This window comes from Streptomyces tibetensis (genome assembly GCF_007655005.1).
Taxonomy (GTDB): Bacteria; Actinomycetota; Actinomycetes; order Streptomycetales; family Streptomycetaceae; genus Streptomyces; species Streptomyces tibetensis.
In genome coordinates this window covers 502254-523604 of the sequence record NZ_SZVW01000001.1, presented here as the reverse complement: position 1 = coordinate 523604, position 21351 = coordinate 502254, and the positions used below count along the sequence as shown (strand labels likewise).

Here is a 21351-nt window from a genome sequence, read left to right as displayed (position 1 = left end):
TGGGACCGACCGGGCTGCCGGGGGAGGCAACGTGGACGACTACGCGGGTCGGGTGCTGGCCGACCGCTACCGCCTGCCGCTGCCTCCGTCCGACGAGTACGAACTCACCGAGACCCGGGCCTTCGACACCTACAGCGGACAGGAAGTCCTGGTCCGGCAGATCCCGTTGCCCGAGGTGGTCGAGGCCGAGGTGCTCGACGCGGAGGGGCTGCCCGACGGTTTCACCGCCAGACACGGCGGCGCGCGGCGGCCCGGCGGACGTGGTGGCCCGAGGCGGCCCACGGACCCGGTGGTGCGACGCGCGGTGGAGGCGGCGCAGGCCGCCGCGGCCATTCCCGACCATCCCCGGCTCGACCAGGTCTTCGACGTGTTCGCCGAGGGCGGCTCGCTGTGGATCGTCAGTGAACTGGTGGCCGCGCGCCCGCTGGCGGCGCTGCTCGCCGAGAAGCCGTTGACGCCGTACCGGGCGGCCGAGGTGGCCTCCGACGTGCTGATGGCCCTTCGGGTGCTGCATGCGCACGGCTGGGTGCACCGGAACATCACCGCGCGCACGGTGCTCGTCTGCGACGACGGCCGGGTGATGCTGACCGGGCTCGCGGTGGGTGCCGCCGAGGAGGCCCTGTGCGGGTACGACCCGGTTCCGGAACCGGCCTTCGAGGAGTCCGGGCAGCCGTCGGGGCAGGAGGGTGGCGGTGCCGGGCCGGTCCGCGGCGTCAGCGCTCCGGGAGGTTCGGGGCCGGCCGGTGGCTCCGGTGATCCCGAGGCCGCGCGGCGCGCTGCCATAGAGGCCCGGGAGGCCAGAGGGCTGCCCTCGGCAGGAGGTGACACCGCGGGCGGTGCACGGGTGGTGCCCGCGCGCGGGCCGGTGGAGGACAGCGGGGACCCGCGGGCGGCGCGTGCCGGGGCGATCGCGGCCTACCGGGCGGGTGCCCGGGCCGCAGCACGGGTGCAGGAGGTTCAGCAGGGTGGGCGGGCGGCCCTGCCCGGAGTCCGGCCCGCCCCGGACGGCGACGCGGCACCCTACGGCAGCGGATCGTCCCAGTCGCCGTACATCCCCGGGCAGGGCACGGCCCCCGGCGCCGTACCGCCGGGGCGGATCGCGGACCCCTACGGGGTGGACGGCGGTCCACGGTCGACCGCTTGGCATGGCGCCACGCCTCGCGGCACGACCGGTGGCGCGCCGACGCCGCGCGGTGGAGAGCAGGCGGCGCTCCCGCCGGCCCCCGAGACCGAGGCCCAGGGCGAGTCCACCCGGTGGGACGACCTGGTCGCCGACACCCCCGCCCCCCGGCGCGGCCCGGCCACGGCGCTGGCCGCCGAACGGGCGCGGCAGGCGCGGATGGCCGTGGTCGGGCCGGTGACCGAGCGCTGGGCGCCGGAGCAGGCCGGACCCGTGCACGAGAACTGGCAGTTGGCGGCGCCGATCGGTCCCGCGACCGACCTGTGGGCGCTCGGCGCGCTGCTCTTCAGGGCCGTACAGGGGCATGCGCCCTACCCGGAGGAGTCGACGGCCGAGCTGGTGCAGATGGTGTGCGCGGAACCGCCCGCCTACGCCGAGGAGTGCGGGCCGCTGCGGCCGGTCGTGGAGTCGCTGCTGCGCCAGGACCCCACCGAGCGCCTCGACTTCGAGGAAGTGCGGGGCTGGCTGCGCTCGCTGGTGCGCTCGGCGCCCGAGCCGGAGGCCGGGGTGCACGTCGTCGCGGCGCCGCCCGTGGACGCCAGCCGGCTGCCCGTCGTACGGCGCAGGGGCGAGCTGGTGCGGCGGCGGAAGGCAGGGCTGCCCGCGCATCACGGGCGGCACAAGCGGGCCAAGAAGGAGTCCGGTTCGCCGCGCCGCCTCGGCCGCACCCTGCTCCTGCTGGTCCTGCTCGCGATGGCCGCGGCGATCGCCTACGCCATGCTCTTCATGCCCAAGTCGGACAGCGAGGGCGCTGGCGGCACGGACCGCACCGGTGCCGCCGGTGAGGTGAGTCAGGCGCCCGAGCCGGACGCCAGCAGCGAGCCCCGGCCCGAGCAGACCTCGCCCGAGCCGGAGAAGAGCCCCTCGTCGTCGGCCGGCACCACCGAGACGCAGACCACCGGCCCCGGTGCCGCCGACGGATTCACCCTGCGCAAGGACCCGGCGGGCTTCCAGGTGGCCGTCGCCAAGGGCTGGAGCCGCGCCGCGCGGGGCGGCAGCGGCCAGGTCGTCTACTCCAAGGGCGATTTCGAGCTCATCGTCGTACCGGGCCGGGACAGCGCGTCGGAGCACGGACGTGATCCGATGGCCTACCAGCGGGAGAAGGAGCCGGAGCTGCAGCCGTACCGGGACTCCAGCTGGGCCACCTCCACCGGGCTGAAGACGATCGAGGTGGGCGGACGGACCATGGCCGAGGGGCAGTTCACCTGGACCGGCGGCGACGGGGGCGAGTTGTACGTCCGCAACCTCGCGATGCTGGTCGAGGGGCGTTACCACGTGGTGCAGGTGCGCGGCCCGGAGTCCGAACGGGACGAGGTGACCCGGCTCTACGAGCAGGCGGCGGCGACGTACAAGGCGACGAAGTGAGCGTCCGGCGCGCCGCCTGTACGCCGCCGTTCACACTCTGGTTGCCTCCCGTCCCGGCAGGCGACAACCGTCACAGTGCGGTCACCGTGGTACCCCGCTTGTTCCCTGGGTGAGGGCGGGTCCTTACGCTGACCCTGTCAAGACCATTGCGGGGCAACGTGAATCAGATGCAGGGCCTGCTCGTCGCGGGCCGCTACCGGCTGGCCGAATCCATCGGCAGTGGCGGCATGGGCCGGGTCTGGCGTGCGCATGACGAGGTGCTGCACCGATCGGTCGCCATCAAGGAGTTGACCGCCGCCCTTTACGTCTCCGAGAGCGAGCAGGCGATCCTGCTGGCGCGCACCCGGGCCGAGGCCAGGGCAGCCGCGCGGATCAACCACTCCGCGGTCGTCACGGTGCACGACGTACTGGAGCACGACGGCCGCCCCTGGATCGTGATGGAACTGGTCGAGGGCCGTTCCCTGGCCGACGCGGTCAAGGAGGAGGGGCGCGTCGAGCCGCGCGAGGCGGCGCGCATCGGCCTGTGGGTGCTGCGGGCCCTGCGCGCCGCGCACACCGCGGGCGTCCTGCACCGCGACATCAAGCCGGGCAACGTCCTGCTCGGCAGCGACCGGCGCGTGCTGCTCACGGACTTCGGCATCGCCCAGATCGAAGGCGACACGACCATCACCCGCACCGGAGAGGTCGTCGGCTCGGTCGACTACCTGGCGCCCGAGCGGGTGCGCGGCCACGACCCCGGCCCCTCCTCCGACCTCTGGGCACTCGGCGCGACGCTCTACACGGCCGTGGAGGGCCGGTCGCCGTTCCGCCGCACCACACCGCTCACCACCATGCAGGCCGTGGTCGAGGAAGAGGCCGCCGAGCTCCGGCACGCCGGACCGCTCGCCCCCGTCATCACCGCCCTGCTGCGCAAGGATCCGGCCACCCGGCCCGACGTGTCCGAGGCCGAACAGATGCTCGCCGAGGCGGCGGAGGGCCGGCGGCCGAACGGGGCGCAGGCGTACGTGCCGACGCAGTACGCGGGGACGACGCCGTACCGCGACCACCACAGCGGAACGGACACGGGGACGGCCACCAGCGGTACGGCCACCGGAACCTCCGGCACCGGCCGGCTCGGCACCGGCTCGGGGTCGCACACCGGGACGCCGCTCCCGCCCCTGGCCGGCCACCCGGCCACCGGAACGTCCACGGCGGGCACTCCGCCCTACGGCCCCAGCGTGGTCGGCCCGGCTGCGGGGGGCCCGCAGCCGACCGGTTCGGGCAGGCGCCGCCGGCTGCGCACCCTGGCCCTGGTGGTCGCGCTCGCGGCCATCATCGGCGGGGGCACGGCCGTGGTGCTCCAGCAGTGGAACGGACCGTCGCAGAGCGACGGGTCCGGCTCGACGACGTCCACGAGCACGCGGGCGACCGGCGGATCGGTTCCGGACAGCTGGATTCGCTACGAGGATCCCGTGGGATTCAGCCTCTACCTGCCCAAGGGCTGGAAGCGCAAGCCCTTCGGCCCGCAGGGCGAGCTCAAGCAGATCGACTACTCGCCGGACGGCGGCCGGCACTTCGTCCGCATCGCCATCGACCCGTCACCGGACTTCGCCGACGCCCGGTCCCACCAGGAGGACCTCGAGCAGCAGGTCCAGAGGCTGGTGAACTACAAGCGGGTGACCATGGAGGACAACACCTACCGGGACCGCAGGGGCTCGCTGTGGGAGTACACCTGGACGGCGCTGGCCAAGGATCCCCCCTACGTCGCCGGGCCGCGCCACGCCGTCGAGGAGACGTACTTCTCGCGGGACGGCGTCGAGTACGCGATCTACATCTCCTCACCGGAGAAGGACTGGGCGACGACGAGCAAGCAGTTCAAGTGGGTACTGCAAGGGTGGCAACAGCCCCGGTAGGCACACCGCGGTGCCGGGCGGCGACCGGATTTGGTGGGCGTCGTCGCCGTCTGCGGCATGATGGGGCGCATGGGGACCGAGGGAGCCGACTTCCGTGTGGTCGCGGGGCGTTATCGCCTGGAGGCAAGGCTCGGTCGTGGCGGCATGGGAGTGGTCTGGCGGGCGACCGACCAGCTCCTCGGCCGGAGCGTGGCCGTCAAGGAGCTCCCCTACGACGAGACGCTCTCCGCGGCGCAGGCGCGCCGGCAGCGGGACCGCACGCTGCGCGAGGCCCGGGCCGTCGCCCAGCTGAGCCACCCGCACATCATCGTCGTCCACGATGTCGTCGAGGACGGCGAACGCCCCTACATCGTCATGGAGTTCATCGAGGGCGGCTCGCTCGCCGACCGGCTCGCCCACCAGGGCCCGGTCGACGCCGCCGAAGCGGCCCGCATCGGCATCGCCCTGCTCGGCGCGCTGGGCGCCGCGCACGCGGCCGGGGTGCTGCACCGGGACCTCAAGCCGGACAACGTGCTGCTGGAGACCGGCACCGACCGCGTCGTCCTCACCGACTTCGGCATCGCCCAGGTCGCGGGCACCCCCACGCTCACCGAGAACGGAGCCTTCGTCGGCTCGCCCGAGTACACCGCGCCGGAGCGGATGTCCGGGGTCAGGACCGGGCCCGAGTCCGACCTGTGGTCGCTGGGCGCGCTGCTGTGCGCGGCCCTCAGCGGGGAGTCGCCGTTCCACCGTGACTCGCTGGGCGGCGTCCTGCACGCCGTCGTCGTGGGCGACATCCAGCCGCCCGCCCAGGCCGGACCGCTCCTGCCCGTCGTACGCGGTCTGCTGGAGCGTGATCCGGACCGGCGGCTGGACGCGGGCCGGGCGGAACGGATGCTCCGGGCCTTCCGTGACACGGGCCGTATGCCGCCGATGCCGCCGCCCGGGTACGCGCCGACGGTGGGGGCAGCACCACGGAAACGACCGCAGGATCCCGCCGTCCGGCAACCGCCCGGACCGCCGGTGAACCCGACTGGTCCGCACCGGCCGGAGGAACCCTTCCTCCGGCAGCCCGCGCGGCGCGCCCTCATCGCGGCGCTGCTGGTCGCGGCGATGGCGGGAGCCGGGGTGTCCGCGGCGGCGCTGCTCAGGGACGGGAGCGACGGGGGCGTCGGCCCCACGCCGACGAGTACCGCACCGCCCACGCCGAAGACCCCGGTGACCCGGCAGGCCTCCCCGAGCACGTCCGCGCCCACCCCGTGACCGCCGGGGCTCGTACCGCCCCCTGGCTGGAGAAGAACCCGCCCCGGAGTACCGGCCGGGGACGTGAGGTGGCGCGCGCGGCGATCGCGCACCCGGACATCGGAAAGACCTGATCCCACCCGCCCAACACCCCCGGAAACGACCCGCGTCGACAAGAAAGCGTCCCGCGGGGTACTGATGGGGCATGAGCAACGACGGGGGCGGGACCGACGACGCCCGGGGCCGGACGGTCGGCGGGCGGTACCGGCTGATCGAGCGCATCGGTACCGGCGGCACGGGCACCGTCTGGCGGGCCCTCGACGAACTCGCGCAGCGTGAAGTAGCCGTCAGACAACCCCGGTTGCCGGGCGGGCCGGAGGACGAGAGCCACCGGCGGGCAGCCCACCGGCTCCACCGCGAGGCCCGGGCCGCCGCCCGCGTCGGCCATCCCGCCGCCGTCACCATCCACGACGTGGTCGTCGAGCCGGAGCAGCGCGACGAACGCCCGGGCCCGGTCGGCCCCGACGAGCTCGACGCGGCCGAGGCGCTCGACGGAATGCCGTGGATCGTCATGGAGCTGGTCCACGGCGAGTCCCTGCGCGACAGACTCCGGCGCGGCCCGGTCGACGTGCCCGAAGCCGCCCGGATCGGCCTCGCCGTCCTCGGTGCCCTGCGCGCGGCGCACTCCGTCGGCATCGTGCACCGGGACGTGAAGCCCGCCAACGTACTGCTCGGTTCGGACCGGCGCGTCGTCGTCACCGACTTCGGTATCGGCCACGGGCAGGGCGAGGATCCCCGCACGGGGAGCGGGGAGTTCGCAGGCTCGCCGGAGTTCGTCGCGCCCGAGCGGATGTCGGACCGGATGGCGGGGCCCGCCTCCGACCTGTGGTCCCTGGGCGCGCTGCTGTACGCGGCCGTGGAGGGCTCGTCCCCGTTCCTGCGGACCACGCCGGAGGCCACGCTCGCCGCGGTCCTCGCCGCCGAACCGCCCGAACCGACGCGGGCCGGGCCCCTCGGGCCGCTGATCGCCCGGCTGCTGGTGCCGGACCCCGAACGGCGGCCGGACGCGGAGGAGGTCGCGAAGGAACTGGAGGCGGTGGCCGGACCGGCACGGACCGAAACACCCCGGGCGGCAGAGCACACGGTGCACCCCGCCGACCGGGCCGTACGACAGCCCGCGCCGGTGCGTGCCGCCCCGCCGACCCCGGTGCCTGCCGCAGGCTCCGGCCCGCTCGCCCCGGTGCCTGCTGCGGATTCCGGCGCCGTGCCCGCGGGGGTGGTGACGGGGGCGGACGAGACCGCGGGCACCGGACCGGACGCCGCGCAGCAGCACGACGCCATACCCCTCGCGCAGCAGCACCTCCACCCCCGGGCGCAGGAAGAACCGCTGCCCCCCAAGCGCCAGAGCCTCCTCCGCCCCGGCCCCCTCGCCCTGCTCTCCGCATTGCTCGCCGGTGGCATAGGGGCCGTCACCCAACTCGCCGACACCAGCAGCGCGGAGAGCGCCGGACAGGCCGCCGACGTGACCGACGCCTGGACCCCGCATGCCGAGCCGGACATGGCAGCCGTCCTCCACCTCCCCGGCCACTACCGCCCCCTCGGCCGGACCGGCAACGCGGCCGACCAGCCCCGCACGACTCTCTACGGCGACACGCGGACCGGCACGATCGAGGTCCGCCTGATCGCCTGGGACAAGGCCCCGGCCGCGCCGATGGAGCAGGCCAGAGCGCACGACACCGGGGGAGAAACCCGGTACGCCCGCACCAGCGTCCAGGGGCACGAAGCCGCCCTCGCCGACACCGCCTACCGTCGGGGCGAGACCTCCAGGCGGCTCATGCGGGCGGTCGTCCGGACCGACGACGACCGCATGTACGAGCTGCGTGTCGACATGCCCAGGGGCACACCGGAGGAGAAGGAGGGCATCTCGGTGTTCGAGGAGGCCCGGGAGCGGCTCGGGATCGTAAAAGGCTGAATCACCCACACCCGGCACCGCACAACGTCCTGATCAGCGCGTTTGTTGCCAGCAGTCACTGGCGTCGTGTGTGCAGTCGGTGAAGCCGTATTACCGACGGGTACCCAAAGCCTGCGGAGCGGCATACCCTGCGCCTCATGACGGACGCGCAGGCCGCCGAGAAGACGGCAGAGACCGGCACGGCACAGGCCGGTACGAACCCCCTCGCCCCCGCCCCGGAGGGCGCCCGCACCGCCGCGGACGTGGTCACGCCCGAGCTGGTCGCCCAGCTCACGAAGGGGGTGCTCGGCTCCGGCCGGACCGCCAACCACACGCCGCTCACCGGCGAGAAGCTGGCCGACCTGCCCGAGTCGACGCCCGAGGACGTGGCGACGGCCTTCGAGCTGGCCCGCGCCGCCCAGGCCGTGTGGGCGCAGACCCCCGTACGGCAGCGCGCCGCCGTCCTGCTCCGCTTCCACGACCTGGTGCTGGAGCGCCAGGCCGAGGTGCTCGACCTGATCCAGCTGGAGACCGGCAAGGCCCGCCTGCACGCCCACGAGGAGGTCCAGGCCGTCGCGGTCGCCGCCCGGCACTACGGCCGCAAGGCCCCCGCCTACCTCCGCCCCAAGCGGCACGCCGGCGCCATGCCGACCCTCACCAAGGTCACCGAGCTGCGCCACCCACGCGGTGTCGTCGGCCAGATCGCCCCCTGGAACTACCCGCTGGAACTGTCGGTCGGCGACGCGCTCCCGGCCTTCGCCGCGGGCAACGCGGTCGTCATGAAGCCGGACACGGAGACCTGCCTCACCGCGCTGTGGGCCCGTGACCTGCTCATCGAGGCCGGTCTGCCCGCCGATGTCTTCCAGGTCGTCCTCGGTGACGGCCCCGTCGTCGGCCCCGAGATCGTCCGGCACGCCGACTACGTCTCCTTCACCGGCTCCACCCGCACCGGCCGCGAGGTCGCCCAGGGCGCCGCCACCCGGCTGATCGGCGTCTCCCTCGAACTCGGCGGCAAGAACCCCATGCTGGTCCTGGAGGACGCCGACATCGAGAAGGCCGCCGCCGGCGCCGTCCGTGCCTGCTTCTCCTCCGCCGGCCAGCTCTGCATCTCCATCGAGCGGCTCTACGTCCACGCGTCGATCGCGGACGCCTTCCTGGAGCGCTTCGCCGCCCGGACGAAGGCGATGCGCCTCGGCACGTCCCTGGCGTACGGCGCCGACATGGGCTCCCTGGTCGGCGAGCGCCAGCTGGAGACGGTGACGCGGCACGTGGAGGAGGCCGTGGCCAAGGGCGCGAAGGTCGTCGCGGGCGGTGTGGCCCGCCCCGACATCGGCCCGTACTTCTTCGAGCCGACGATCCTCGACGGGGTCGTCACGGACATGTCCGTCTGCGGCGAGGAGACGTTCGGGCCGGTGGTGTCGGTCTACCGCTTCACCGACGAGGACGAGGTCATCGAGCGCGCCAATGCCACCGCCTACGGCCTGAACGCCTCGGTCTGGACGAAGAACGGCCGCCGCGGCCAGGAGGTCGCCGCCCGTCTGCGCACCGGCACGGTCAACATCAACGAGGGCTACGCACCCGCGTACGGCAGCGTGCAGTCGCCCATGGGCGGGATGAAGGACTCGGGCCTCGGCCGCCGCCACGGCTCCGAGGGCATCCTCAAGTACACCGAGGCCCAGACGGTCGCCCACCAGCGGGTGCTTCCCATGGCCCCGTCCCTGGGCATGGACGACGAGAAGTACGCCCAGTTCATGAGCAGGAGCCTGCGCCTGATGAAGGCGTTCAGGTTCCGGTAGACGCCCTTCTTTCAAGGGGCGCGGGGCCGTATCGATGTGCGGCTCCGCCGCGCGGGCGCGCCCCACCACACACGGCCCGCACGGACACTCGAAGAGGAGATGGCACGTGCCCGAGGACGCTTACGACTACGACGTCATCGTCGTGGGTTCCGGCTTCGGCGGCTCCGTGACCGCCCTGCGCCTCACGGAGAAGGGCTACCGCGTAGGCGTCCTGGAGGCCGGCCGCCGCTTCACCCGTGAGAGCCTGCCCAGGAACTCCTGGGACCTGAAGAACTACCTCTGGGCCCCGAAACTCGGCATGTACGGCATCCAGCGCATCCATCTGCTGGGCAACGTCATGGTGCTGGCCGGCGCGGGTGTCGGCGGCGGCTCGCTCAACTACGCCAACACCCTGTACGTCCCGCCGAAGCCGTTCTTCGAGGACCCCCAGTGGCGTGACATCACCGACTGGCAGGACGAGCTGGCGCCGTACTACGACCAGGCCCGGCGCATGCTCGGCGTACGGCTCAACCCGACCATGACCCCGTCCGACGTGCATCTGAAGGCGGCGGCCGAGCGGATGGGCGTGGGCGGCACCTTCCACATGGCGCCGGTCGGTGTCTTCTTCGGCGACGGCCAGGACGCCGACGGCACGGTGAAGGCGCGGCCGGGCCAGGAGGTGCCCGACCCGTACTTCGGCGGGGCGGGACCGGCTCGAAGAGCCTGCGCCGAGTGCGGCGAGTGCATGACCGGCTGCCGGCACGGGGCGAAGAACACCCTCAACGAGAACTACCTGCATCTCGCCGAGAAGGCCGGCGCGGTCGTCCACCCCATGACGACGGTCGTCTCGGTCACCGATGACTCGCGCGGCGGCTACGCGGTGGCCACCCTGCCCACCGACGACCGCGGCAGGAAGAAGGGCCGCACCTTCACGGCCCGCCGGGTCGTCCTCGCCGCCGGCACCTACGGCACCCAGACCCTGCTGCACCGCATGAGGGCGGGCGGCCAACTGCCGTACCTCTCGGAGCGGCTGGGCGAGCTGACCCGCACCAACTCCGAGGCACTGGTCGGCGCCCAGACCGACGACCGGCGCTACCGCAAGGCGCACGGCGCGCCGAAGGCCGACTTCACGCGGGGTGTGGCCATCACGTCCTCGATCCACCCCGACGCCGACACCCACATCGAGCCGGTCCGCTACGGCAAGGGCTCCAACGCGATGGGCGGCCTGTCCATCCTGCAGGTCCCCTACGCCGGGACGGACTCCGGCCCGTCACGGGTCCTGGGCTTCCTCGCCCACGCGGCGAAACACCCCTTGCTGGTGCTGCGCTCGCTGTCCAACCGCCGCTGGTCGGAGCGGACCATCATCGGCCTGGTGATGCAGTCGCTGGACAACTCCCTGACGACGTATCTGAAGCCGTCGGGAGTCGGCCGCGGTCTGCTCACCGCCCGGCAGGGCCACGGCGCACCCAACCCCAAGCAGATCAAGGCCGCGACGGAGGGCGCGTCGGCGCTGGCCGCCGAGATCAACGGCTTCGCGGGTTCCAACGTCGGCGAACTGATGGGCACTCCGCTCACCGCCCACTTCCTGGGCGGCTGCCCCATCGGGAACTCCCGCGAGTCCGGCGTGATCGACCCGTACCACCGCCTCTACGGCCACCCCGGCATCTCGGTCGTCGACGGCGCGGCGGTCTCCGCGAACCTGGGCGTCAACCCGTCCCTCACCATCACCGCTCAGGCCGAGCGGGCGATGTCGTACTGGCCCAACAAGGGTGAGCCCGACCCGCGCCCGAAGCAGGGCACGGCCTACGAGCGGCTCCAGCCGGTCGAGCCGAAGTCCCCGGCGGTCCCGGCGGAGGCGTTCGGCGCGCTGCGGCTGCCCTTCCTCGGCATGCCGACCGTGCCGCCGAAGAAGTAGTCGCCGGGATCCTCACTCAGAAGACGACACAGAAGAGGGACCTGCACCCCCCTCCGAGCGCAGGTCCCTCTTCTGCTTGGTGCTGCGGCCTGTCGGCCGCTGTGGCTTACGCCTGGACGCCGGCCTTGCGGCGACGGACCACGAAGATCGCGCCGGCACCGGCGACGACCGCGGCACCGCCGACGAGGCTGATCATCGGCAGGGCGGAGCTGGAGCCGGTCTCGGCGAGGCTGCCGGTGACCTCCGGCGTGTTGCCGCTCGGCTTCTCGTCGGTGACGGGCGCCTTGCCGCCTTCCTGCGGCTTGGTGCCGTCGGTGTCCGTACCGGAGGAGACGATCTGGAACTTGTACGACACGTCGCCGAAGCCGGTGCACTCGGCGTCGTTGTCGCCGTAGATCGTCGCGCCGAGGGAGAAGCCGGCGCCGACCGGGGCGGACTTGCTGACGTTGAGGCGCAGCGGGATGTCCACCTCGTAGTCGGGCTTCAGCTCGTCGGTGTAGCCGACGTAACCGACCGCGTAGCCGCCCTCGTTGAGGTCGACCCAGGTCTTGTCCTGGGGGTCCCAGGCCTGGAGCTGGACCTGCTTGCTGGTGAACAGCTCCTCGCCGTTCTTGTCGGGGGAGGCCCCGGCGAAGAAGTCGAGGTCGTTCAGGGTGGAGTCGGAGTTGTTCAGCACGTTCAGGGAGAACTTGTGCCAGCCGCTGCCCGCCGCGATCTTGCCGGGCAGGCCGGAGATGCCGACGTCGACCTTGGTGTCCTCGCACACCGAGGGCTCGGGGTCCGGGGACTCCGACTCCTCCGGCTCGGACGCGCTCGGCGACGGGGAGGACTCGCTCGCGGACGCGCTCGGCGAGCTCGACGTCTCGGGAGCGGACGCGCTCGCGGACGTGCTCGGAGCCGGCGTGGTGCTCGCGGCGGGCGTGGACTCGGAAGCGGAAGGCGAGGCCGACGTCTCGGGAGCGGACTCGCTCACGGACGCGCTCGGCGTAGGCGTGGTTTCGTCGGTCGCGTACGCGGCCGGTGCCGCGAGCAGTGCCACCGGGGCTATGACCGCCGTTGCGGCCGCTGCTGCCATGGCGCGGCGAAGCTTCATGAAGACCTCGGAGAGTCCGGCGTACCGCGGGATGCGGTACGAACGTTGGGGGAGGCCTCCGCGTGTGGGGCGCGGGAGTGGCCCTTGGTTCGGCTGGTTTGATCCGTGAAACCTGTGAATGGTTGTGCTGCCATTCACAGAATTTTTATGTGCGCTGGGTCACACCCGAGACCTTCTTGTGAAGGCGCTTGCCACCCGCTTAGATCTTGACTTCGTGCCTGAGAAACCGTCCGACGATCCGTCGTCGGCCTCCGGGCTCCCCGACGACGTCTGGGAGCAGTTCACCCGTGACACCGAGCGGGACATCCGTTCCTCCGCTCCGAAGGAGCCGTCCGCGCGGGCCCGCATGGTGACCGAGCGGCTGCGCGAACAGGACGCCCGGGGCGAACAGCCTCCCGGGTGGCGTACCGGCCCCGCCATGGGGGTCGCCCCTGCTCGAGCGAAGTCGAGAGCTTGGGGGAAGGAGATGAACGGCCGTGCGGCCCGGCGCCGCAAGCTGTGGGCCGTGCTCGGTGTGACCGTCGCGGCGGCCGTGGTGCTGGTCGCCCTGAAGCCGTCACTCCTGCCCGGCGACCCCTTCGGCACCGGGGGTTCCGGGGCCGCCGAGGCCTCACCGCTGCCCGCGGAGACGGCGGCGCCGACCGCCGCGCCCGGTGCGTCGGACCCGGAAACCCCCACTCTGGACCGGCCGTTCGCCGGCTCCCCGGCCCTGCGCTGGGCCGACGGCGAGGCCGGCATCGTCCTGCCGGAGGCGAAGGCCGTCGGCGCGGTCCCCGCGGACCGGGTGGAGGAGGCGCTGAAGCTGACCAAGAAGCTGCTCGTGGGCGCCAACCTCGACCCGAAGACCGTACGCGGGGCGCGCCCCGCTGCCGCGCTCTCCGTGCTCGACCCCAAGCAGCCCGAACTCTTCGACGAACTCGACACCGGGCTGCGCTCCCCGAGCAGGGAGCACGACCCGGTGACGCTGTTCAGCCGCTTCGACCCCGACGAGATCCGGCCGGTCGGCGACGTGATCAAGGCCCGCGGGCGCATGACGTTCAAGAAGGGCTCGCAGGGAGGCGTGGCGGTGCGCGCCGACTACACCTTCGTCTACCCCGTCGTGCGGGCCGACGGCCCTCCCGAGGTCACCCGCACCATCGTGCGCAGAGTCCTCGACGTCGAACTCGCCGACCCCGCCCGGTACAAGGTCACACCGGGCCGGCTCCTGTTGGTGAAGTACGACCAGGAGATCGGCAACTCCTCCTGCGACGTCTACGACGGTTACCTGCACCCGGGGTTCCCGTCGAGCCGGTCCGCGGGCCCGGACCCGAGCGGCCCGGCGACGGACCCGTACGACCGGAGCAAGGACATCGACCACGGCGACGGTGGCCACTGCGGGAGGGTGACCCGCACCTGACCTGACCTGACGGTGACCTGGCCGGACGGTGACCCGCACCTGACCTGACCTGACCTGGCCGGACCCGGCCGGACGGTGACCCGCACCTGACCCGACCTGGCCGGACGGGGACCGGTACCTGCGCAGAGCGAAGGGCCCCGCGGGGTGGAGCCGCGGGGCCCTTCTTCTCGTCAGCACCGACGTCAGGGCAGCGCCGGTGCCTGGAAGCGGCGCCGGGGGGTTGCGCCGCTGGTCCGTACCTCTGGCAGTGGGGCAATGCGGGTGTCCGCGAGGGGACTTGGGCTGTGTACGCATCGTGCTGGATGAACGCGGCGCCCGCAACCGTTTGACCCAGACTTGTGCATTTATGCAAGGTCCGCCGGTCGGCCCCGGGCGTCCCCGGAGCCGACCGTTCTCATGGGTGACCGGGCTGCTGTCCCCTGCCGTCCGGTCACTTCCCTGGAGCGAGGTCCCACGACGCACGGCACGATCCGTGCGTCTCATCGCCCCAGTGAGCCACGCGTGGTTCTTTCGGGCCCGCCCCTGGCTGGCACGGACACCGGGACCAACGACGCGGTGCGGGGGCGGTCACGCGCCGTACGGGTGAGAGGGAGGCGTACGTCTGTCCCGGGAACACGGATCCCGGACCCGTCGAACCCGCCGGGCCTGTCGTCCCTGTCGGGTTTCGTGGACCCGCCGGACCCGCCGGACCCGCCGGACCCGCGGGGCCGCTTCAGATCTTGCCGCGGCACAGCTCCAGCAGGGTCATCGCGAGCGCGGTGCCCGGCTTGCCCAGCGCCTCCCTGTAGTGGCCGAGGACGTCCATCTCGCGGGAGAGGTTCACACGCCGGCCGCCGGAGGCGATCCGTGCCTCCTGGATGACGGCGGAGACGGCCACCCGTTCCTGGATCAGACCGATGATCCGGTCGTCGAGCGCGTCGATCCGCTCGCGCGCGCCGGTGATCACGTCCGCGGCCTCGGGGGTGCGGGCGCCGGTCACGTCGATGGCGGTCATAGGGGGCTCCTCGTCGTCGGGGGGCTGCCCCGGGGCGGCAGGGCCCGGACGACGACAGACGCCCCGGGCCTTGTCGGCCCGGGGCGCCTGGGAAGTCGCTTGTCAGTAGCTCAAGCAGCACGACCATGGCGTCCGGCGGGCCGGATGCCATAGGTAAAGACGAACGTCTGCTGCTGGAACATGGGGGCAAGTATGCACCCCGTCCCGGGGCCGTCCAAGCCGGTTCGCATCCTGAGACGGGGTGGTGGTCCGGTGCACGGAAGGAGCCCGGCGGCCCCCCGGTAGAATCGGGTGGCACAAGACCCCCGCCCCACCGCCGGAAGGCACCCCGTGTCATCAGCGACTCCAGCTGCCAACGCCGCCGACACCGTTCTGGTCGTCGACTTCGGCGCGCAGTACGCCCAGCTCATCGCCCGTCGTGTCCGCGAGGCGCGGGTCTACAGCGAGATCGTGCCGAGCACCATGCCGGTCCAGGAGATGCTCGCCAAGAACCCCGCGGCGATCATCCTCTCCGGCGGCCCCTCGTCGGTCTACGCGGAGGGCGCGCCCAGCCTCGACCGCGAGATCTTCGAGGCCGGCGTCCCCGTCTTCGGCATGTGCTACGGCTTCCAGCTGATGGCGAGCGCCCTCGGCGGCACCGTCGACAACACCGGCGCCCGCGAGTACGGCCGCACCGACCTGCACGTCTCCAAGGTGTCCTCCACCCTCTTCGAGGGCACCCCCGCCGAGCAGCCCGTCTGGATGTCGCACGGCGACGCCTGCTCCGCCGCCCCCGAGGGCTTCTCCGTCACGGCCTCCACGGACGTCGTACCGGTCGCCGCCTTCGAGAACGACGAGAAGAAGCTCTACGGCGTCCAGTACCACCCCGAGGTGATGCACTCCACGCACGGGCAGCAGGTGCTGGAGCACTTCCTGTACCGGGGCGCGGGCCTCACGCCGAACTGGACGACCGGCAACGTCATCGAGGAGCAGGTCGCCGCGATCCGCGAGCAGGTCGGTGACCGGCGCGCCATCTGCGGCCTGTCCGGCGGCGTGGACTCCGCGGTCGCCGCGGCCCTCGTCCAGAAGGCCATCGGCTCGCAGCTGACCTGCGTGTACGTCGACCACGGCCTGATGCGCAAGGGCGAGACCGAGCAGGTCGAGAAGGACTTCGTGGCCGCGACCGGCGTGCAGCTGAAGGTCGTGGACGCCGAGGAGCGGTTCCTCAAGGCGCTCGCCGGGGTCTCCGACCCCGAGGAGAAGCGGAAGATCATCGGCCGCGAGTTCATCCGGGTCTTCGAGCAGGCGCAGGCCGAGATCATCGCCGATGAGGGTCCGGCCGTGGAGTTCCTGGTGCAGGGCACGCTCTACCCGGACGTCGTCGAGTCCGGCGGCGGCACCGGCACGGCCAACATCAAGTCCCACCACAACGTGGGCGGCCTGCCCGAGGACCTCGAGTTCCAGCTGATCGAGCCGCTGCGCAAGCTGTTCAAGGACGAGGTCCGCATGGTCGGCCAGGAGCTCGGCCTGCCGGAGGAGATCGTCCAGCGCCAGCCGTTCCCCGGCCCCGGCCTCGGTATCCGCATCGTGGGCGAGGTCACCAAGGAGCGCCTGGACCTGCTGCGCGAGGCCGACGCCATCGCCCGCGAGGAGCTCACCGCGGCCGGCCTCGACCGGGACATCTGGCAGTGCCCGGTGGTCCTGCTCGCCGACGTCCGCAGCGTCGGCGTCCAGGGCGACGGCCGCACCTACGGCCACCCCATCGTGCTGCGCCCCGTCTCGTCCGAGGACGCCATGACCGCCGACTGGTCGCGCCTGCCGTACGAGGTCCTCGCCCGGATCTCCACGCGGATCACCAACGAGGTGAAGGACGTCAACCGCGTCGTCCTCGACGTGACCTCGAAGCCGCCGGGCACCATCGAGTGGGAGTGACCTCCCGCTCGGCCCCTAGGTGCGCTTGATCGTGCGCAGGGGAGCGCCGGGCGTCCAGACCTGGACGACGAGGTACGTGTCGTCCTCGACGTAGGTCCTCACGACCTCGGTCAGCTCGGTGCGGAAGAGGTGGAACGGCTCCGGCGGTTCCACCTCTTCGACGTATCCGGCCTTGGTCTCCACGTCGTCGACCTCGATCGCCCGGCCGCTGACCCGGACGTCGCCGCCGCCCATGCCCGTGCCCTCCCCGGGATTGGCCTGGAGCGCGAAGCGCGGGTCGCGGCGCAGGTCGAGGGCCTTGAGCGAGTCCGGCATCATGCCGAGCCACAGTTCGCCGTTCAGGAACCGCACCTCCAGCCCGCTGGTGCGGGGCGAGCCGTCCTTACGGAGGGTGGCGAGGATGTGGTGCGTATGGGCGCCGAAACGCTTCTCGACGGTGTCGGCCAGGCCCGGTTCGGCCGCGGCGAAAGCCGCCCAGTTCACTGTCATGGGAAGAGTGTCGCGCCGAATCCCGACATCCTCTGTCGGCTATTCGTGGGGTGTGGGAGCCAGGGGGCACACGCATGGGCACAGGATGCTCACAGGGGCGCTCGTGGCATCTTCACGAACCGCTTCTGTCCTTCCCGGCCTCACGGACGGTAATTTCCGCCCGTACGCAGAACCACTGCTGGAGGACCTATGCACGGGCCCACGCCGCCCCTGCCGCTGCCCACCGACCGGCTGCGGTTCGCCATGCCGCCGATGCACGAGTCGGTCGAGGACGAGCGCAGGCACCGCAAGGAACGGCTCGCGGGCGCCCTGAGGATCTTCGGGCGACTCGGCTTCGAGGACGGCGTCTCCGGGCACATCACCGCCCGCGACCCGGAGTTCACCGACTGCTTCTGGGTCAACCCGTTCGGGATGCCCTTCCGGCACGTCACCGTGAGCGACCTCGTGCTCGCCAACCAGGACGGCCAGGTCGTCGAGGGCGCCTACCACGTCAACCAGGCCGCCTTCACCGTGCACGCCCAGGTCCACGCCGCCCGGCCGGACGTGGTCGCCGTCGCCCACTGCCACTCGGTGCACGGCAGGGCGCTCGCGGCCCTCGGCGAACTCCTGGAGCCGATCACCCAGGAGAGCTGCGCCTTCTACGAGGATCACGCCCTCTACGACACGTACACCGGGGTCTCCGTCGACGCCGAGGAGGGGCGGCGCATCGCCGAGGTGCTCGGCTCCCGCAAGGCGCTCGTGCTGCGCAACCACGGGCTGCTGACCGTCGGCGACTCGGTGGACGCGGCGGCCTGGTGGTTCGTGTCGATGGAGCGTTCCTGCCAGGTGCAGCTGACGGCTCAGGCGGCGGGGCGGCCCGTCCGCATCGATCACCGGATGGCGGTGGCGACGCGAGAGCAGCTGGGCGGCGACCTGGTGGCGTGGATCAACTACCAGCCGATGTGGGAGGACATCAGCCGGAGCGAGCCGGGCCTGCTGGCCTAGAGGCCATGTCCTGTGGCGGGTCCGCGGTAGCCGATGAGGGTGCGGGCGGCGATGTCGGCCGCACCCGCTCAGCCGGCCGACGTGTTCTGTGTCGCCGTGCGTGCTTCGGTGAGGGCTCGCTGCCTGACACCGCCGAACAACTGAATCGTGGTGGCGGCCAGGATGTCATCCCTGCCGATGGTCCGCCTGTCCCCCCTGCGGACGGACAGGGCCAGGAGGGAATCCTCCAGGAGCTGGGGTGGGGCCGGTTCGCCCGGTATCTCCAGGGTGACCGAACCGAATCGTTTGACCCCGCCCTCGCGGACGACCATGGCCGCGTCCCGGGCGAGGTCCGTCAGGAACGCGCTCGCGATTCCGTCCAGGTCGCGGACCATCACCGGGACGGCCGTCGCCCCCTGGCTGCGCAGCAACTTCTTGACCCCGGCCTCGAACCTGTGGGCGCCGACCACAGCACCCGGTTCGCGCGACCTGCTGCGCTTGCCGTGGAACGTCGGGCTGTGGCAGTACCACTGGTTCCCCACGTCGAGCTCGACGTTCCGGCCGATCGCAGAGAGAAGGTCCCCGGGAACCAGCTTCTTGCGGGCCTCCTCTGCCGCCGCCCTCCTCGCGCCGTCGATGATCTCCGTCAGCACGGTCCGCGTCACCGACGCGGCGGCCCACGCGGCCGACCGAGAGACGTGCATCGGGGTCACGTCCCTGAACACCGCTTTCACGAGCGAAGGCTTGAACGGCGAGACCCTGATGACCGAGGCGGTCCCGGGACCGGTGCGCTCAGGGCGTGCGGGCTGTGCGGTCATCGGAAGAAACGCTCCCTGCCGGCGAAGTTGTCAGTCCCCAACTTCACCACGCAGGCCCGCTCTCGGCCCCACCATGACCCACAGAATGCCGAGTCAACCACATGAGATGCCCTCTTGGACGGCGCCGACAGAACCCACGTCGCCGTCGAGGATCCAGGGTGCCGTCACGCTGGATGATCTGCGCCCTGGGGGAACCCTCTCGGCCGGGTCAACAGGGCGCGCCGAACTTCACCCGTGTTGACCAGACCGAGCGGACGTGAACCGGGTGGTGTAGGGCACAATTCGCAGTCGGCGCAGGGCAGTTGTACAGCGGTGTTTCCGGCATCCGGAAGGCCGGCGGTGGTTGGTTCGCGGGAAGGCGGGCGTCGGGCGTGGCGGTGCGGGAGGCGAGGCAGGGCGGCGGGGACGCGGGCGCCCGCGCCGAGAAGTACTCGGGCGGCCACGGCGGGGGTCACCCGGTCGGGTCCGGCGGCGCACACCAGGGCGGGTGCGCCTGCGGGGACTGCCCGCACGGGGCGCGAGAGGGACACCGGCGGGCCGTGGCCGCGTTCCTGCGCCGACGGGACGAGTTCGCCGCCGGGCTCGGACTGCCGGCCGCGGTGGCCCACTCCGCGTCGGCCTCCCGCCAGTGGATCTCGGAGGAACTGGCCCAGTCCGCCGAGCAGGTCGCCGAGCGGGGGCGGGCCGAGGGGCAGGCCTGGCTGACCGGCCTGTGGCGGCGCACGGCGGGGGTGGTGGGGGCCGCCGTGGTGCTGTTGCTGCTCGGGCAGGCCCTCACCGCGGTCGGTGCGGGCTGGACTGCGGCGCGTACGGCCGCACTGGCCGCCGCGCTGGTGACGGCCTTGTCCCTGACCGCCGCGTCCTGGTTCCACCGGGCGAAGGGCGGGGTGTTGGCGCCCCTGATCGGTGAGGACAACCGGCTGTCCACGTCCCGTACGGTCGCCGCGGCGTGGGTGCTCTTCGTGGCCTACTCGGTGCTCGTCCTCGCGGGCCGGCTGGCCGCCGCCTCCCGGCACCGGGAGCGGGACACGCTGCTCTCCGGGCTGGACATCGCCCGCGGCGCCGGGCTCGTGACCGTGCTCGCCGTGGTCTGCGGGATCGCCGTGCTCGTGCGGCGGGTGGTCGGGCTGCGGGTGCTGGGCCAACGGCTGCAGAAGGTGCGTGCCGACCGGCCACGGGCCGCCGACCTGCTGACCGACGACGCGGGGCGGGGCACCTTCGCCGACATCCAGTACGTCGCGATCAGCGCGGTCGCCCTGGTCTTCGCGGCGGTACGGCTGGCCAGGCACCCGGAGCAGCTGCCGGATCTGCCGTGGGGGCCGGCGGTCGTGGTGCTGGTGTCGGGCGCGACGTATCTGGCCGGCAAGTACGCGGAGGGCGGCCGGCCTGTCATCCTCTCCGTGGTCCGGTCCCGGGAGGCCGGTGACCTGGACGGGCCGATCCGCACCGGGGACGACATCGAGATCCGCGGCGCGGGGTTCGTGCCGCCGGGGGCGCAGGGGGCCGACCGGCTGGCCCGGATGGTCGTGCGCGTGGGGGCGGTGCACGTCCACGTGCCGTTGGTGCCGGTGCCCGGCGGGTTTCGCAACCCCACGGACACGCTGCTGACCGTGCCGGTGCCGGCGGACGTGGAACCGGGACGGGTGGAGGTGCAGGTGGTCACCGCGGCGGGGGTGGAGACGAACCGGTACGCGGTCGACGTGACGGAGTGAGTGCCGTCGCCCACGCCCCTGTGGCACCCCGCCCCCGGCAGGACGACCTGAACAGTTCGCCCATGATTGAGCGCGGTCCGTTCGCCGTACGTATCGTCTCTTGAGGGGGTCTCGGCACGGCGGGCGAGAGGCGGATGGCAGCGATGACGCACAGTATGCGAACGGACACGCACACCCCCCACTTCGGCAACGGGGGAGGCTGGCGCGACAACGCCACCCGCTACGCCCTCCTGCCGCTGCGCATCTTCCTCGGCGTCACCTTCATCTATGCCGGCCTGGACAAACTCACCGACAGCGCCTTCATGAGGGACTCCGGTACCGGGTCGATCGGCGACATGATGCGTGCCGTACGCGATTCCTCCGCCATTCCCGCCCTGGTCGACCTCTCCCTCAAGAGCCCCGTCGGATTCGGCTACGCCATCGCCTTCGGAGAACTCGCCGTCGGTATCGGCACCCTGCTCGGCCTGCTCGCCCGTCTGGCCGCTCTCGGCGGTGCGCTGATCTCCCTCAGTCTGTGGCTGACCGTGAGCTGGGCCTCCGACCCGTACTACTACGGCAACGACCTCGCCTACCTCATGGCCTGGACCCCGCTGATCCTGGCGGGTGCGCCCCTGCTCTCCCTCGACGCCGCGCTGCGGTCACGACGACGGCACCGCGGCGGCGGTTACCAGTAGGG

14 protein-coding genes and 1 pseudogene are annotated in these 21351 nt (G+C 72.4%); 11 read left to right on the top strand and 4 right to left on the bottom strand.

What is annotated here, in order from left to right:
• Positions 1-31 precede the first annotated feature (31 nt).
• From FDO69_RS02185 to FDO69_RS02160, 6 genes are all read left to right on the top strand, one after another.
• Positions 32-2545: a protein kinase gene (locus FDO69_RS02185; protein WP_104777845.1), complete on the top strand. Its 2514-nt coding sequence runs from the start codon at positions 32-34 to the stop codon at positions 2543-2545.
• A gap of 167 nt (positions 2546-2712) precedes the next feature.
• A complete protein-coding gene (locus FDO69_RS02180) occupies positions 2713-4437 on the top strand; it encodes a serine/threonine-protein kinase (protein WP_104777844.1) in 1725 nt (574 codons plus the stop codon).
• A gap of 69 nt (positions 4438-4506) precedes the next feature.
• The gene (locus FDO69_RS02175; protein WP_104777928.1) at positions 4507-5679 is read left to right on the top strand and encodes a serine/threonine-protein kinase; all 1173 of its coding nucleotides are present in this window, start codon (positions 4507-4509) and stop codon (positions 5677-5679) included.
• Positions 5680-5863: 184 nt separating this feature from the next.
• On the top strand, positions 5864-7630 hold the full coding sequence (locus FDO69_RS02170; protein WP_104777843.1) for a serine/threonine-protein kinase: 1767 nt from the start codon (positions 5864-5866) through the stop codon (positions 7628-7630).
• A 137-nt stretch (positions 7631-7767) separates the two neighbouring features.
• Positions 7768-9405 (top strand): succinic semialdehyde dehydrogenase, encoded by a 1638-nt coding sequence (locus FDO69_RS02165; RefSeq protein ID WP_104777842.1) that lies wholly within the window; start codon positions 7768-7770, stop codon positions 9403-9405.
• A 106-nt stretch (positions 9406-9511) separates the two neighbouring features.
• Positions 9512-11299: a GMC family oxidoreductase N-terminal domain-containing protein gene (locus tag FDO69_RS02160; protein WP_104777841.1), complete on the top strand. Its 1788-nt coding sequence runs from the start codon at positions 9512-9514 to the stop codon at positions 11297-11299.
• Positions 11300-11405: 106 nt separating this feature from the next.
• Here the strand turns inward: FDO69_RS02160 and FDO69_RS02155 are convergent, their stop codons facing one another.
• Positions 11406-12392, bottom strand: coding sequence for an LAETG motif-containing sortase-dependent surface protein (locus tag FDO69_RS02155; RefSeq protein ID WP_167526503.1), 987 nt, complete (start codon positions 12390-12392; stop codon positions 11406-11408).
• A gap of 214 nt (positions 12393-12606) precedes the next feature.
• Here FDO69_RS02155 and FDO69_RS02145 point away from each other — a divergent pair, with 214 nt between their 5' ends.
• On the top strand, positions 12607-13788 hold the full coding sequence (locus tag FDO69_RS02145) for a hypothetical protein (RefSeq protein WP_104777838.1): 1182 nt from the start codon (positions 12607-12609) through the stop codon (positions 13786-13788).
• Between the two features lie 712 nt (positions 13789-14500).
• Here the strand turns inward: FDO69_RS02145 and FDO69_RS02135 are convergent.
• Positions 14501-14794, bottom strand: a pseudogene (locus FDO69_RS02135) (chorismate mutase); the annotation flags it as partial.
• A gap of 318 nt (positions 14795-15112) precedes the next feature.
• On the opposite strand from FDO69_RS02135, the gene guaA reads away from it, so the two are divergent.
• The gene (gene guaA, locus FDO69_RS02130; RefSeq protein ID WP_104777836.1) at positions 15113-16693 is read left to right on the top strand and encodes a glutamine-hydrolyzing GMP synthase; all 1581 of its coding nucleotides are present in this window, start codon (positions 15113-15115) and stop codon (positions 16691-16693) included.
• 15 nt (positions 16694-16708) lie between these two features.
• On the opposite strand, the gene FDO69_RS02125 is transcribed toward guaA, so the two are convergent.
• Complete coding sequence (locus FDO69_RS02125) at positions 16709-17182, bottom strand: pyridoxamine 5'-phosphate oxidase family protein (protein ID WP_167526502.1); 474 nt, start codon at positions 17180-17182, stop codon at positions 16709-16711.
• 189 nt (positions 17183-17371) lie between these two features.
• Between FDO69_RS02125 and FDO69_RS02120 the strand changes: the two genes are divergently transcribed.
• Complete coding sequence (locus FDO69_RS02120; RefSeq protein ID WP_104777835.1) at positions 17372-18166, top strand: class II aldolase/adducin family protein; 795 nt, start codon at positions 17372-17374, stop codon at positions 18164-18166.
• 68 nt (positions 18167-18234) lie between these two features.
• Here FDO69_RS02120 and FDO69_RS02115 read toward each other — a convergent pair whose 3' ends face one another.
• A complete protein-coding gene (locus FDO69_RS02115; RefSeq protein ID WP_104777834.1) occupies positions 18235-18963 on the bottom strand; it encodes a hypothetical protein in 729 nt (242 codons plus the stop codon).
• Between the two features lie 371 nt (positions 18964-19334).
• Between FDO69_RS02115 and FDO69_RS02110 the strand changes: the two genes are divergently transcribed.
• Complete coding sequence (locus FDO69_RS02110; RefSeq protein ID WP_104777833.1) at positions 19335-20675, top strand: hypothetical protein; 1341 nt, start codon at positions 19335-19337, stop codon at positions 20673-20675.
• Between the two features lie 143 nt (positions 20676-20818).
• Positions 20819-21349 carry a DoxX family membrane protein gene (locus tag FDO69_RS02105; protein WP_167526501.1) on the top strand — a complete coding sequence of 177 codons (531 nt, stop codon included), beginning with the start codon at positions 20819-20821 and terminating at the stop codon, positions 21347-21349.
• Positions 21350-21351: the final 2 nt, after the last annotated feature.